Origin of the sequence: Chitinophaga sp. YIM B06452 (genome assembly GCF_039655965.1) — a bacterium.
GTDB lineage: Bacteria > Bacteroidota > Bacteroidia > Chitinophagales > Chitinophagaceae > Chitinophaga.
Window position 1 is genome coordinate 340,593 of the sequence record NZ_JAWLKY010000004.1, and the last position, 13,316, is coordinate 353,908.

Annotated in this window: 13 protein-coding genes; 9 read left to right on the forward strand and 4 right to left on the reverse strand. The window is 53.0% G+C overall.

What is annotated here, in order from left to right; translation table 11 throughout:
• Positions 1-95 precede the first annotated feature (95 nt).
• Together R3I13_RS21345 and R3I13_RS21350 are read left to right on the forward strand one after the other, a co-directional pair.
• On the forward strand, positions 96-890 hold the full coding sequence (locus tag R3I13_RS21345) for a thymidylate synthase (protein ID WP_346320005.1): 795 nt from the start codon (positions 96-98) through the stop codon (positions 888-890).
• A complete protein-coding gene (locus R3I13_RS21350) occupies positions 887-1,378 on the forward strand; it encodes a dihydrofolate reductase (protein WP_346320006.1) in 492 nt (163 codons plus the stop codon). Before R3I13_RS21345 ends, R3I13_RS21350 begins: the two co-directional genes overlap by 4 nt.
• A gap of 500 nt (positions 1,379-1,878) precedes the next feature.
• Here R3I13_RS21350 and dnaG read toward each other — a convergent pair whose 3' ends face one another.
• Positions 1,879-3,876 carry a DNA primase gene (gene dnaG / locus R3I13_RS21355; protein WP_346320007.1) on the reverse strand — a complete coding sequence of 666 codons (1,998 nt, stop codon included), beginning with the start codon at positions 3,874-3,876 and terminating at the stop codon, positions 1,879-1,881.
• Between the two features lie 238 nt (positions 3,877-4,114).
• Here dnaG and R3I13_RS21360 point away from each other — a divergent pair, with 238 nt between their 5' ends.
• Positions 4,115-5,287, forward strand: a complete 1,173-nt coding sequence (locus R3I13_RS21360) for an acetyl-CoA C-acyltransferase (RefSeq protein ID WP_346320008.1) — start codon at positions 4,115-4,117, stop codon at positions 5,285-5,287.
• Positions 5,288-5,377: 90 nt separating this feature from the next.
• Entirely contained in the window at positions 5,378-6,361 is a 984-nt protein-coding gene (locus R3I13_RS21365) for a pyruvate dehydrogenase complex E1 component subunit beta (protein WP_346320009.1), read from the forward strand.
• Positions 6,362-6,585: 224 nt separating this feature from the next.
• Here the strand turns inward: R3I13_RS21365 and cysM are convergent, their stop codons facing one another.
• Positions 6,586-7,467 carry a cysteine synthase CysM gene (gene cysM / locus R3I13_RS21370; protein WP_346320010.1) on the reverse strand — a complete coding sequence of 294 codons (882 nt, stop codon included), beginning with the start codon at positions 7,465-7,467 and terminating at the stop codon, positions 6,586-6,588.
• A gap of 2 nt (positions 7,468-7,469) precedes the next feature.
• A complete protein-coding gene (locus R3I13_RS21375) occupies positions 7,470-8,273 on the reverse strand; it encodes a serine O-acetyltransferase (protein ID WP_346320011.1) in 804 nt (267 codons plus the stop codon).
• Between the two features lie 185 nt (positions 8,274-8,458).
• Between R3I13_RS21375 and R3I13_RS21380 the strand changes: the two genes are divergently transcribed.
• The 3 genes from R3I13_RS21380 to R3I13_RS21390 are packed head-to-tail and all read left to right on the forward strand — an operon-like array spanning position 8,459 to position 10,480.
• Complete coding sequence (locus R3I13_RS21380; protein ID WP_346320012.1) at positions 8,459-9,643, forward strand: sigma-54 dependent transcriptional regulator; 1,185 nt, start codon at positions 8,459-8,461, stop codon at positions 9,641-9,643.
• Positions 9,644-9,657: 14 nt separating this feature from the next.
• Entirely contained in the window at positions 9,658-9,834 is a 177-nt protein-coding gene (locus tag R3I13_RS21385; RefSeq protein WP_123844555.1) for a helix-turn-helix domain-containing protein, read from the forward strand.
• Positions 9,827-10,480 (forward strand): alpha/beta hydrolase, encoded by a 654-nt coding sequence (locus R3I13_RS21390; RefSeq protein ID WP_346320013.1) that lies wholly within the window; start codon positions 9,827-9,829, stop codon positions 10,478-10,480. Before R3I13_RS21385 ends, R3I13_RS21390 begins: the two co-directional genes overlap by 8 nt.
• On the opposite strand, the gene R3I13_RS21395 is transcribed toward R3I13_RS21390, so the two are convergent.
• Complete coding sequence (locus tag R3I13_RS21395; RefSeq protein ID WP_346320014.1) at positions 10,477-11,376, reverse strand: MerR family transcriptional regulator; 900 nt, start codon at positions 11,374-11,376, stop codon at positions 10,477-10,479. The genes R3I13_RS21390 and R3I13_RS21395 overlap by 4 nt on opposite strands.
• A 161-nt stretch (positions 11,377-11,537) precedes the next feature.
• On the opposite strand from R3I13_RS21395, the gene lepB reads away from it, so the two are divergent.
• Positions 11,538-12,713 (forward strand): signal peptidase I, encoded by a 1,176-nt coding sequence (lepB, locus tag R3I13_RS21400; protein ID WP_346320015.1) that lies wholly within the window; start codon positions 11,538-11,540, stop codon positions 12,711-12,713.
• A gap of 111 nt (positions 12,714-12,824) precedes the next feature.
• Positions 12,825-13,310: a cytidine deaminase gene (locus R3I13_RS21405; protein ID WP_346320016.1), complete on the forward strand. Its 486-nt coding sequence runs from the start codon at positions 12,825-12,827 to the stop codon at positions 13,308-13,310.
• The last annotated feature ends 6 nt before the right edge of the window (positions 13,311-13,316 follow it).

Here is a 13,316-nt window from a genome sequence, read left to right on the forward strand (position 1 = left end):
TTTGTTTATTTACCCCCTTTTGTTTATATTATTTCTGACTGTAATCTGATAGCTGTGATAGGCTATTTCCCAATTTACATTTAACTTGCGGGGTCATGCAACAATACCTGGATTTACTACAACATATTATCGCTCAGGGGAATAATAAAACCGACCGTACAGGAACTGGCACCCGGAGCGTGTTCGGCTACCAGATGCGTTTTAACCTGCAAAAGGGTTTTCCGCTGGTGACCACTAAAAAACTTCACCTCAAATCCATCATCTACGAACTTCTCTGGTTCCTGAAAGGAGACACCAATGTGCGCTACCTACAGGATCATGGCGTGAAGATCTGGGACGAATGGGCGGATAAAGACGGCAACCTCGGGCCCGTTTACGGCAAACAATGGCGCAGCTGGGAAGGGGCCAACGGTAAAACGATCGACCAGGTGACGGACCTCATCAGCCAGATCAAAAAAAATCCTGACAGCCGCCGCCTGATCATCAGCGCCTGGAACGTGGCCGAATTGCCGGATATGGCGCTCAGCCCCTGCCATTGTTTATTCCAGTTCTACGTGGCGGATGGCAAACTTAGCTGCCAGCTTTACCAGCGCAGTGCAGACGTGTTCCTGGGCGTGCCCTTCAACATTGCATCCTACGCGTTGCTCACGCTCATGATCGCGCAGGTTTGCGGCCTTGAACCGGGAGAATTCGTGCACAGCTTCGGCGATGTGCATTTATACAATAATCACTTCGAGCAGGCACAGCTGCAGCTCACCCGCAAACCTTACGCGTTGCCGGTGATGAAGCTGAACCCGGAGGTGAAGGACATCTTCGCTTTTGAATATGAAGATTTCACCCTCGAGAACTATGAATTCCATCCTCATATCAAAGCCCCGGTAGCAGTATGATATCCATTATAGTTGCGGCGTCTGACAACAACGTGATCGGCATCGAGAACCGCCTGCCGTGGAACCTTCCGGCGGATCTCCAGTTTTTCAAGAACACAACCTGGGGCAACCCGGTGATCATGGGCCGGAAAACTTTCGAATCCATGGGAGGAAAGCCCCTCAAAGGCCGCCAGAACATCGTGATCACCCGCCAAAAGGACTACGCGCCCGAAGGCGCCACCGTCGTATCTTCCATCGATGCTGCCATCACCATAGCGGAAGATTTTGATGTAGACGAGATCTTTATCACCGGCGGAACCGAAATCTTTCTCCAGGCCTTTTCGCAGGTAGATAAAATATACATAACGCGGGTACATGCCACCATACAGGGCGATGCCTTCTTCCCGGCGATCAATCCCGATGAATGGGAACTGACGCATGCAGAGGATCATGCTGCGGATGAAAAACATGCCTACGCCTTTACCTTCCAGACCTGGGAGCGCCGTTAACATGCGTGTCAAATAAAAAGTAAAACTTTGCTGCGTTTTTATTCGCAGCGGGTACAGCTACTTTTTATTTGACACGCATGTTAACGGCTTTGCTGTAATAACCTGGTTTTTTTGTGGCTGGATTTTGTTGTTGGCTATTTGACACGCATGTTAACGGCTTTGCTGTAATAACCTGGTTTTTTTGTGGCTGGATTTTGTTGTTGGTTATTGGACATGGGTGTTAACGGCTTTGCTGTAATAACCTGTTTTTTTGTGGCTGGGTATTAATTTTATTGATTGTGGAAGTTTGACGAGGCGCATTAATATCCCTGATACTTTTCCTTTCTTCTCTGTTACCTATTCAATCAAGCCTGCACGCCTGGTAAGAATAAACCGGTTTCCTTTGCCTGAAATAGCGGTAAAGACTTTAAAAAAAATAAAAAAGTTCTGAGCCCATTGCTACTTACAGCCAAAGCCCAGTTTACTTTTTTATTTTTTTTAAAGTCTTTACTCAGCGCCCCTTATTTAATGATCACCGTCCCCACCTTATCCGTCAGCTCCTTCGCCATTTGTTTGAGCTGGATATCCATTTCAATGCATTTCCTGGCCACGTCGAAGTCTGTGGCGTCTTTCAGTTCCTGCTGGTTTTCTTCGATAAGTTTGCGGATCTTCCGCAGGATCAGGTAGTGGGTGGCACTTACGGTGTCTTTCACGAAAGCATCGTCGCCGTAAATGGTCTTGATCTCGAAACGGTCGCGCCAGTTGGCGCTGAGCTCGGCTTCTTTGTCTTCAAGAATAAGGGCGACGTTTTTGGAGATATCGGGATCCTGGTGATAGAGGAACCATTTTTTATCGAGAGGTGCTCCCTGGTCGTATTGGGCTTTGTATTCGTGCAGGATCTTTTTTACCACTTCGCTGTCTGCCAGTGATTCGAAGTCGTAGGGGAGATGGAAGATGTAATCCGCCACCGTGATCTTCTGTTCTTCGTCGAACATCATATCACCGAAGCGCAGCAGTACTTTTACCAGCTCGCGTTCCTGCTTTTCGTCTTTGTTGAAAAGATTTTCCGGGACGGCATCCGGCTGGGTGCCTTCGTCGAAGTACTCGGGGTACATTTCGGCGAGGGAAGGGCCGCCTTCTTCGCCGGCTGGCGCATCCTGCCCGCGGTTTTTGAAGCGGTTCTGCTCTTGTGTGGCCTGTTTGGTAAGACGGTCGCGGATGTATTTGTTCACCAGCGTCACCATGCCTTCCTCGTCTATTTTGAGGAGCTGGCTGCACTGGCGGATATAGTCCTGTTGTTTGGTGAAATCCTCCACCTTGTCTATCCGGGCGATGGTTTCGGCGATCTCGTTCACCAGCTGGCTCTTCTTCGTGGTGTCGTTGCCGGCTTCTTTCAGGGAAACCTGTAGCTTGAAGAGGATGAAGTCCTGCTTGTTGTCTGCAATGAACTGCCGGAAACCTTCCGCGCCGATCTTCCGCACGTAGCTGTCGGGGTCTTCGTTGTCGGGAATAAGGGCGAGCTTTACATTGAGCCCTTCTTCGATCGCCATGTCGAGCCCGCGCAGCGCGGCTTTCACGCCGGCGTTGTCGCCATCGTAAAGAATGGTGAGGTTGCGCGTATATTTTTTGATCAGCCGCAGCTGGTCGGTGGTGAGCGAGGTGCCGCTGGACGCCACTACGTTCTCCACGCCGGCCTGGTGTAGCGATACCACGTCTGTATAACCTTCCACGAGCAGGCACTCATCTTGCTTATCGATAGCATGCCGGGCGAAATAGGTGCCGTAGAGCACTTTGCTTTTTACGTAGATGTCGTTCTCCGGGGAGTTGATGTATTTGGGTGCGCGGTCGCTTTTTACAAGGATGCGCGCGCCGAAGCCGAGCACTTTCCCGCTCTGGTTGTGAATGGGAAAGATGACGCGGCCGCGGTAGTTGTCTGCCGGCTGGTCGTTGCGGATGGTAACGAGCCCTGTTTTTTGCAGCAGCTCCATGTTGTAGCCTTTATGCTGCGCTTCGCGCACGAAGGCGTCGCGCAGGTTGAGGCAGTAGCCGAGCTGGAATTTTTTGACGGTCTCTTCCGTGAAACCCCTTTCTTCAAAATAGCTGAGGCCCACGTTCTGCCCTTCCTCGGTTTCGTGAAGGGTTTTTACGAAATAGTCCCGCGCGAAGTTGTTGATGATGAAAAGGCTGTCTGCCAGCTGCTGCCGGGCCTTCACTTCGGGACTTACCTCCTTCTCCTCGATCTCCACATTGTATTTGGCGGCCAGCCAGCGCAGTGCTTCCACATAGGAGTATTTTTCATGCTCCATGAGGAAGTTGATCGTATTGCCGCTTTTGCCGCACCCGAAACACTTGTAGATCTCCTTGCTGCCGGAAACGGTGAAGGAGGGGGACTTTTCGTTGTGGAAAGGGCAGAGCCCCATGTAGTTGGCGCCGCGTTTCTTCAGTTTCACGAAGGAACCGACGATTTCCACAATGTCTATCCGGTTGAGTATCTGTTGTATGGTGTTCTGGGAGATCAAATCATTATCGGGTTTGCTCAGAAAACAGCAAATGTATTTGCCATTTGGTAAATATGTTTACCATCTGCAAACTTAGCGAAAAAACGGTAAGAGGGCGCCAGTTATTCTGCCGGATATCGTTGTCTGCCACTTCTGTATTGCCTGGGAATACCATTTTTGGCGCCGGGCCGGCAATTACCTAAATTTGAAAATTCTCCACGGGAGATTCACCAAAACAAAAGAGAAAAATATTATCCAGATGAAAGAAGTATTTATCGTTTCTGTAGCCCGCACTGCCATTGGCAGCCTGGGCGGCTCACTGGCCTCTGTGCCCGCCACTACGTTGGGCTCCACGGTTATCAGGGCGTCGCTCGAAAGGGCCGGCGTGGAGGTAGACCAGGTGCAGGAAGTATATATGGGCAACGTGATCAGCGCCAACATCGGCCAGGCGCCGGCTACGCAGGCCAGCCTGTATGCCGGGCTGCCCAATACCGTGCCCGCCACCACGGTGAACAAAGTATGCGCATCAGGCATGAAAGCCATTATGCTGGGCGCGCAGAGCATCCTGCTGGGAGACAACGACCTGGTGGTGGCCGGCGGCATGGAAAGCATGAGCAATATCCCGTATTACCTCGATAAGGCCCGCAGCGGCTACCGCCTCGGTCATGGTTCGGTGATAGACGGCATCCTGCGCGACGGCCTCTGGGACCCGTATTCCGATTTCCACATGGGCAATGCCGGGGAAATCTGCGCGAAAGAATATGGCATCACCCGCGAAGACCAGGATGCTTTTGCCCGGCAGAGCTATGAGCGCGCAGCAGCAGCGTATAAGAACGGTTATTTCGAGGGGGAGATCGTACCGGTGGGAGTGGGAGGAAAAACGCCCGTGGTCGTGAATTCCGACGAAGAATACACTAAAGTGAACTTCGAAAAAATGGCAGCCCTCAAGCCTGCTTTTCAGAAAGACGGTACCATTACCGCCGCCAACGCTTCAAAGATCAACGATGGCGCCGCGGCTGTAGTGCTGGTGAGCGGCGAAAAAATGAAGGAACTGGGCCTGAAGCCCGTTGCACGTATCGTGAGCTTCGCGGATGCTTCCCAGGCGCCGGAATGGTTCACCACCACGCCGGTAAAAGCGGTGGGCAAAGCACTGGCGAAAGCCGGGCTTACCATGGCGGATATGGATTATACGGAGATCAACGAAGCATTCAGCTGCGTAGCGCTGGCCAACGAGCGAGACCTCGGCGTGAAACCCGGCACCCTCAACGTTTGGGGCGGGGCCGTAGCCCTGGGGCACCCCATCGGCTGTAGCGGCGCGCGCATCGTAGTAACGCTTTCTTCCATCCTGCAAAGGCTCGGCGGGCGTTATGGCGTGGCCGGGATCTGCAATGGCGGCGGCGGGGCAAGCGCCATGGTGATAGAGAAAATGTAAATGCTTTGCTTTTTGGCAAACAAACGATAAATTTGCCCTGCCTTTTGAAAAAAGGCAGGTATATATTTCAAATAACTTTTATAGAACCAAATGCGTCAGATAGCCTTCAGACAAGCCTTAAGAGAAGCCATGCAGGAAGAAATGCGCCGTGATGAGCGGGTGTTCCTGATGGGAGAGGAAGTGGCAGAATACAACGGAGCGTACAAAGTTAGCCAGGGTATGCTGGATGAATTCGGTCCCCGTCGTGTAATTGATACCCCTATCGCCGAGCTGGGCTTTACGGCCATCGGTGTGGGTGCCGCCCAGAACGGGTTACGCCCCGTACTGGAGTTCATGACCTGGAACTTTGCCGTACTGGCGCTGGACCAGATACTGAATACCGCTTCCAAAATGCTGGCCATGAGCGGCGGGCAGGTAGGTTGCCCCATCGTTTTCCGCGGCCCCAACGGTTCCGCCGGTCAGCTGGGCGCGCAGCACTCCACTGCCTTTGAAAGCTATTATGCCAACATTCCCGGCCTGAAAGTGATCTCCGTTTCCAACCCATACGACGCAAAAGGCCTCCTGAAAGCTGCCATCCGCGACGAGGACCCGGTTGTTTTCATGGAATCTGAACAGATGTACGGCGATATGGGCGAAGTTCCTGAAGAGGAATACATCATCCCCATCGGTAAAGCTGATATCAAACGCGCCGGTAAAGACGTTACCATCGTGTCTTTCAATAAAATGATGAAAGTAGCCCTGGGCGCCGCTGAAGAGCTGGCCAAGGAAGGCATCGAGGCTGAAGTGATCGACCTCCGTACCATCCGCCCGCTGGACTGGTTCACCATCCTGGAATCCGTTAAGAAAACCAACCGCCTGGTGATCGTGGAAGAACAATGGCCGTTCTCCAGCATCTCCTCCGAGATTTCTTACCGCATCCAGAAAGAAGGTTTCGATTACCTGGACGCTCCCATCCGCCGCATCACCGCTGCTGACGCGCCTATGCACTACGCGCCCAACCTGGTGAAGCTGTACCTGCCTGATATTGAGCGGACAGTGAAGCTGGTGAAAGAAGTGATGTATATGAAGAAATAATCTTCTTCCACAATATTCGAAAAAACCCGTTCCGGCTGGAACGGGTTTTTTTATCTTTTTTCCTACGTCCATCCTCTTATCATCCTCCTGTCATCCTCCTACCAAACACCTTCAAACCCTTGCGGCCATTGAACACCGTAGGAGGACGGCAGGAGGGTGGCAGGAAGATATCAGAAGGATTGCCATGAAACCAGCTATGGCTGGCAGTTATAATGAACTGAAGATCAACCGAAAAGATCGGAACTAAGATAGCGGTCGCCACGGTCGCAGATGATGCAAACGATCACGCCGCTGCTCAGCTCGCGCGCCAGGCGCACGGCCGCAGCTACGGCCCCGCCGCTGCTCATGCCGCAGAAGATCGCTTCTTCGCGGGCCAGGCGGTTCGTCATTCTGCGGGCCTCTTCTTCGGAAATATCCATGATGCGGTCTACCCGCTGGCGCTCGAATATCTTCGGCAGGTAAGCCTCCGGCCATTTGCGGATGCCGGGGATCTTTGAGCCTTCCGTAGGCTGGCAGCCCACGATCTGTATGCCGGGATTCACTTCTTTCAGGAAGCGGCTCACGCCCATAATGGTGCCGGTGGTGCCCATCGCGGACACGAAGTGCGTAATGGCCTGCTGCGAATCCCGCCAGATCTCGGGACCGGTAGTGCGGTAATGCATGCCATAGTTGTCCGGGTTGGCGAACTGGTTCAGCATAAGATAACCGCCTTTCTGCACCTGCGCATGCGCGTAATCGATGGCACCTTCCATGCTTTGCTCTTTAGGGGTAAGTATCACCTTCGCGCCGAAGGCTTCCATGGTGAGCACTCTTTCGCGCGTGGCGTCTTCAGGCATCACGATCTCGATCTCCACGTTAAAAAGATTGGCTATCATGGCCAGCGCTATGCCGGTATTGCCGCTGGTGGCCTCTATGAGCTTCACGCCGGGATGGATCTCCCCACGGTCCAGCGCGCCTTTGATCATACCGTATGCCGCCCTGTCTTTCACGCTGCCGCCGGGATTGGTGCCTTCCAGCTTGGCATAGATGGTTACGTTTGGGTTTTCGGGAATGCGTTGCAGGGCCACCATGGGGGTGTTGCCCACTAAATCCAGAACTGATCTCATGTTTAAATCACTTTTATACTGCCGTCTGCTTTATAATAAATCCGGGAATACGGTTCTACTGTTTTGATGAGCCACACATTACCCCCGATGATGCTGTGGTGGCCGATCACCGTGTCGCCGCCCAGTATGGTGGCGCCCGCGTAGATCACCACATGCTCTTCGATGGTGGGGTGGCGCTTTGCGCGCGCCATCTGCTTGTCGATGCTGAGCGCGCCCAGGGTTACACCCTGGTATATTTTGACATGCGGGCCTATCACGGTGGTTTCGCCGATCACGACGCCCGTGCCGTGGTCTATGCAGAACCAGGGCGCGATCTCCGCGGCAGGATGGATGTCTATCCCTGTGCGCGCATGCGCAAATTCGGTGATCACCCGCGGCAGCAGCGGCACTTTCAGCAGGTGCAGGCCATGCGCCACACGGTATGCCGCGATGGCGTAAAAGCCGGGATAGGCGCGGATCACCTCGTACAGGCAGGTGGCGGCGGGGTCGCCCTGCAAAATGGCCTCCGCATCTTTGGTGAGGTCCGCATAAATGCCGGGCACCTGTTCCATAAAATCCCGCGCGATCGCCTCAGGCTTATCTTTCAACTGCGGCGCCATATTGGCCAGCAGCAGCGTGAGCTGTGTTTCCAGTTTCACGGCATTCTGTTCCAGCGCCGCTTCATCCAGCACCTTGCCGTTATGCTCGGGGAAAAGCCAGTTCACCAGGTCGCTGCAAAACGCCCATACTTCTTCTGAAGAAGGATATGCCGATTCTCCTGCGGCTGCATGCCGCGCCTTTAATTGCTCCAGTAATTTTTTCATCATAACGGATAGTTACCTGCTACGGGCTAAAATTACACAAAAACCGACAAGATCAGTAGACTTTTATATATGTAAAGCCGCCATCCATCAAGATTTATTTTTACCACTGCTATGCCGTGAGAGTATTTTGTGGTAGGTTCCGTCTTTTCCTTTATTTTTGGCACTGTTTAAAATAGTAGACAACCTATATGGCCAATATCCTGATAATTGACGACGAGAAAAGCATCCGGAAAACGCTTTCCGAGATACTGACCTACGAGGGGTACAAGATAGAAGAGGCGGCAGACGGGGCGGAAGGTTACAAGATGTTCCAGGCGAAAGCCTACGACGCTGTGCTGTGCGACATCAAGATGCCGAAAATGGACGGCCTCGAATTCCTGGAAAAAGCAAAAGAGATCAATCCTGACGTGCCCATCATCATGGTGAGCGGCCACGGAAATATAGACACCGCCGTGGATGCGGTAAAAAAAGGCGCTTACGATTACATCTCCAAACCGCCCGATCTCAACCGTTTGCTCATCACCCTCCGTAATGCGCTGGACAAAACCACCCTCGTGGCGGAAGCGAAAGTGTTGCGTAAAAAAGTGAGCAAAACGCCCGAAATGATCGGTGAATCGGGGCCTATCGTGAAGATCAAGGACACGATCCATAAAGTGGCGCCTACGGACGCACGCGTGCTGGTAACCGGTGAGAACGGCGCCGGTAAAGAACTGGTGGCCCGCTGGATACATGCCTACAGCAACCGCGCCAATGGCCCGATGGTGGAAGTGAACTGCGCGGCCATTCCCAGCGAGCTGATCGAAAGCGAACTGTTCGGCCACGAAAAAGGTTCCTTCACCTCCGCGATCAAACAACGCATCGGTAAATTCGAACAGGCCAACGGCGGCACGCTGTTCCTGGACGAGATCGGCGATATGAGCCTCAGCGCGCAGGCAAAAGTGCTGCGCGCCCTGCAGGAAGGAAAGATCACCCGGGTGGGCGGCGATAAGGAGATCAGCGTAGACGTGCGCGTGGTGGCGGCTACGAACAAAGACCTGCTCAAGGAAGTGGAAGACAAGAATTTCCGCCTCGACCTTTACCACCGCCTCAGCGTGATCCTCATCCATGTGCCTTCGCTGAACGACAGGCGGGAAGATGTGCCCCTGCTGGTAGATCATTTCCTGGACGCCGTTTGCGCCGAATATGGCACTGCCCGTAAAACGGCGGACAAAGACGCGATGAAAGCCCTGCAGAACCATCACTGGACGGGCAACATCCGTGAGCTGCGCAACGTGGTGGAGAGGCTGGTGATATTGAGCGGCAAAACCATCACGGCAGACGATGTGGAGAACTACGTGGTTCCCAATCACGAGAAAAAAAAAGCCACTACCTGAATGACGAACTGCTGGTGCTGACGCGCCTGCACGATTTCCGGGACGAGGTGGAGAAGATATTTATCGAGTTCATGCTGAACAAGAACGGCCGCAATGTATCCCGCACGGCCCAGGAGCTTGATATCCAGCGAAGCCATCTCTATAACAAAATGGAACGGTACGGCATCCGTAAATCCGCCGAAGATGAGTAAAAAGCACATATACCTGATCAGCGGGCTGGGCGCGGACGAGCGCGTTTTCCACCGGCTCAGTTTCCCGGACAACTGCGAGGTTCATTACCTGCCCTGGATCAATCCGCTGGGGCCGGATGAACCTATCCAGGAATATGCTGCAAGGCTCGCGCGCCGCATTCTTCATCCAAACCCTGTGCTGCTGGGCCTTTCATTCGGCGGTATGATGAGCATCGAGATTGCGAAACAGCTGCCGGTGGAAAAAGTGATCATTGTTTCCAGCGTAAAACATAAACATGAACTGCCGCCGTATTACAACGGCATGGCCCGCATGCTGCTGCGCAACCTGCCAGACAGCGTGCTGTTCGGCAACCGGCAGTACATCGTGAAAATGTTCATGCAAAGCAGGAGCGAGGAAGAAAAAAAGCTGCTGAAAGATTACATGCAGAAAAAAGATTTCCGCTACATGCGCTGGGCGCTGGGAGCCGTGCTAAGCTGGGAGAACGAATGGGTACCGCCCGCCATGGTGCATATCCATGGCAGTGCAGACAGGCCTTTCCCGCGCCGCTACGTAAAACCGACGCATACCATCATAAAAGGCGGGCATTTTATGGTCATGAACCGTGCTTTAGAGATCAGCCGTATTATTGAAAGGGAACTGGCTTAAGGTTTTTCCGGGTTTTTCCGCCGGGCATATTGCAGCACTTCTTCCATACTCACCAGGTACGTGATATTTTCAGGCGCCGTTACGGTGATGCGCGCCACCTGCGGGCCCGAAATAGCCACGGGGATGTTGGGGAACAGCCTGCCGAGATCTTTGACGAATTTATCCAGCGACCTTTGCGGGAAGTTGGTGATCACATGAGTGTAGATGTGGTCCACCGGCTTGCGCTCGGTGTAAAAGTGGAGGTCTTCCAGGGGGACGTTGGCGCCGAAGTTGACCACCATGCAACCGTGTTTTTTAAGCATGTAGTGGATGAAAAGAAGGGGGATCTCATGGAACTCGCCTTCCGGGAGGAAGATCATAAAACGTTCATGGTCCTGGGCAGGCGTATCCAGCCCGTCTATGGCTACCATGAGCTTTTTGCGGATGATGTTGGACGCGAAATGTTCCTGGGCCGGTATCACGCAATCTACCAGCCACAGCAGCCCGATGCGCTCCAGGTAAGGGTAGATCACTTTCAGCATGCACTGCTCAAAGCCCATGCGGAGCAAAATATTGTGGAAGATCTTCTCAAACTTCACCTGGTCGAAGTCGATCATCGCCTCCACCAGCTGGTTGATATACACCTGGTAAAGATGCGCGCCTTTATGGCCGGTTTCCTCCAGCGACAGCTGTTTGATCTCCTCCTCGCTCATATTCGCGATCCTGGAGATCTTGTAACCATGACGGTAGAGGTAGGCGATACGCATGATGTGCTTCAGGTCCCCATTATCGTACACGCGGTGGTTGGTGTCTTTCCGCTTGGGCCGCAGTACATTATAACGTTGCTCCCATATCCTGATGGTATGCGCCTTAATACCTGTAAGGCTTTCGATATCTTTTATGGTAAAACTGTTCAATGTTCCGGATATAGAGTTAAACAAAAATAGAAATAAACTGGCATCCCGCCCCGTCTATTTCCTGAACTTAAGTGGGATTTTTAAGAAAACTTTTGCGGGCTAAAACTGGCATACAATTAACAGAATATTATATTTGTTCTTTACTAACTAAACAACCAAGCATGAATCTGGCATTTTGGAGAAAGAAGGACGGGCAGCCGAAGAAAAAGAAATCCGCGGTCCGCGAGTGGATCGATGCGGCCGTTTTCGCGATCATTGCTGCTACGCTGATCCGCACCTTCATTTTCGAGGCGTATACGATCCCTACTCCTTCTATGGAAAAAACCTTACTGGTGAACGATTTCCTGTTTGTGAGCAAAGTTAGTTACGGCCCCCGCGTACCTATGACACCCCTTGCGGTGCCATTCACCCATCATACCCTTCCCCTTACCAAATACACCAAGGCCTATTCCGAGGCCGTGCAGTGGAAATACCGCCGCATGCCGGGTTTCGGGGATATTCACCGCAACGACGTGGTGGTGTTCAACTTCCCGGAAGGCGATACTGTGGCCCTGGAACGGTCTGACGAAAGTTATTACGACCTGGTGCGCCGCATGGGCAGGGACGAGGTTTGGAGCCAGTACCGCGTTATTTCCCGCCCGGTAGATAAAAGGGAGAATTACATCAAACGTTGTGTGGGTATTGCCGGGGATTCCCTGGAAGTGCGCAACGGCGTCGTGGTGGTGAACGGCGTGCCTGAAACGCCGCCCCCGCACGGCCAGCGCCAGTATAATGTGAACACCAATACCGGCGAACCGCTCAGCCCCATGCGTTTGGAGGAACTGGACATTACCAGTCCCTACGAAGTGCTGGAAGTAGGCAAGCTGTTCTATAACCTCACCCCCTCCGAGGAAAAAGCCGTAAAGGCCATGGATTTCGTGGGCGGCAAGGTATACCCTTATGTCAGCCCGATCGTAGACGGCGTATGGCCGCAGGATACCGCGCACCACAAATGGACGGTGGATAATCTCGGTCCCATATACATCCCAAAAAAGGGCGCCACCGTGCAGCTGGACAGCTCCAACATCGAACTGTACCGCCGCATTATTGCCGTGTACGAGAAAAATACCCTGGAAACCCGGGGCAGCCAGTTCGTGATCAACGGGCAGGTTACCAACAGCTATACTTTCAAAATGAACTACTACTGGATGATGGGCGATAACCGTCACAAATCGCTGGACAGCCGCTACTGGGGCTTTGTTCCGGAAGATCACGTGGTCGGCAAGGCATGGCTCATCTGGATGAGCTACGGCAGCAACGGCATCCGCTGGAGCCGCCTGTTCAGCACCATCAAATAAACCAGCTCACAGCATAACGGGGAGCCGTTCAGCTTGCAAATCCGAAAAGAAGTAACTTCGGAACCGCAACAGGAACGGCTCCTTTTTTTACCCAAAACCTCGCCGAGCAATATGGAAAAGAAGATTCAACAGATTGAATACGAAGAATATAAAGACGCATCCGAACTGACCCCGGAAGACCGGGCGCTGCTGGAAGTGGCCCGCAAAGCGACTGATGATGCTTATGCTCCATATTCCCGCTTCAGGGTGGGGGCGGCACTGCAACTGGCCAACGGGCAGCGTGTGCTGGGCACCAACCAGGAAAACGCATCTTATCCCGTAGGCATCTGCGCGGAAAGAACAGCCCTTTCCACGGCCTCTTCCCTTTATCCCGGCATAGCAGTCCAAACGCTGGCCGTCAGCTACCGCAACGAGCTGGGAAGCAGTGTTAAACCCATTTCTCCCTGCGGCATCTGCCGGCAGACCATCTGCGAATACGAGCAGCGGTTTGGCGCGCCTATCCGCATCATCATGGCAGGCCTTACCGGGCCGGTCTTTATCATCAAAAGCGGTGGCAGCCTGATGCCTTTATCATTTTCTTCGAGCGATATGTTATAAATTAAA

Excerpts from the sequence above, each read along its gene's own strand:
- R3I13_RS21375 (WP_346320011.1), bottom strand. The coding sequence starts at position 8,273 with ATGATGAAAAAATTACTGGAGCAATTAAAGGCGCGGCATGCAGCCGCA.
- R3I13_RS21345 (WP_346320005.1), top strand. The coding sequence starts at position 96 with ATGCAACAATACCTGGATTTACTACAACATATTATCGCTCAGGGGAAT.
- R3I13_RS21365 (WP_346320009.1), top strand. The coding sequence starts at position 5,378 with ATGCGTCAGATAGCCTTCAGACAAGCCTTAAGAGAAGCCATGCAGGAA.
- R3I13_RS21360 (WP_346320008.1), top strand. The coding sequence starts at position 4,115 with ATGAAAGAAGTATTTATCGTTTCTGTAGCCCGCACTGCCATTGGCAGC.
- R3I13_RS21350 (WP_346320006.1), top strand. The coding sequence starts at position 887 with ATGATATCCATTATAGTTGCGGCGTCTGACAACAACGTGATCGGCATC.
- R3I13_RS21380 (WP_346320012.1), top strand. The coding sequence starts at position 8,459 with ATGGCCAATATCCTGATAATTGACGACGAGAAAAGCATCCGGAAAACG.
- cysM (WP_346320010.1), bottom strand. The coding sequence starts at position 7,467 with ATGAGATCAGTTCTGGATTTAGTGGGCAACACCCCCATGGTGGCCCTG.
- R3I13_RS21405 (WP_346320016.1), top strand. The coding sequence starts at position 12,825 with ATGGAAAAGAAGATTCAACAGATTGAATACGAAGAATATAAAGACGCA.
- lepB (WP_346320015.1), top strand. The coding sequence starts at position 11,538 with ATGAATCTGGCATTTTGGAGAAAGAAGGACGGGCAGCCGAAGAAAAAG.
- R3I13_RS21390 (WP_346320013.1), top strand. The coding sequence starts at position 9,827 with ATGAGTAAAAAGCACATATACCTGATCAGCGGGCTGGGCGCGGACGAG.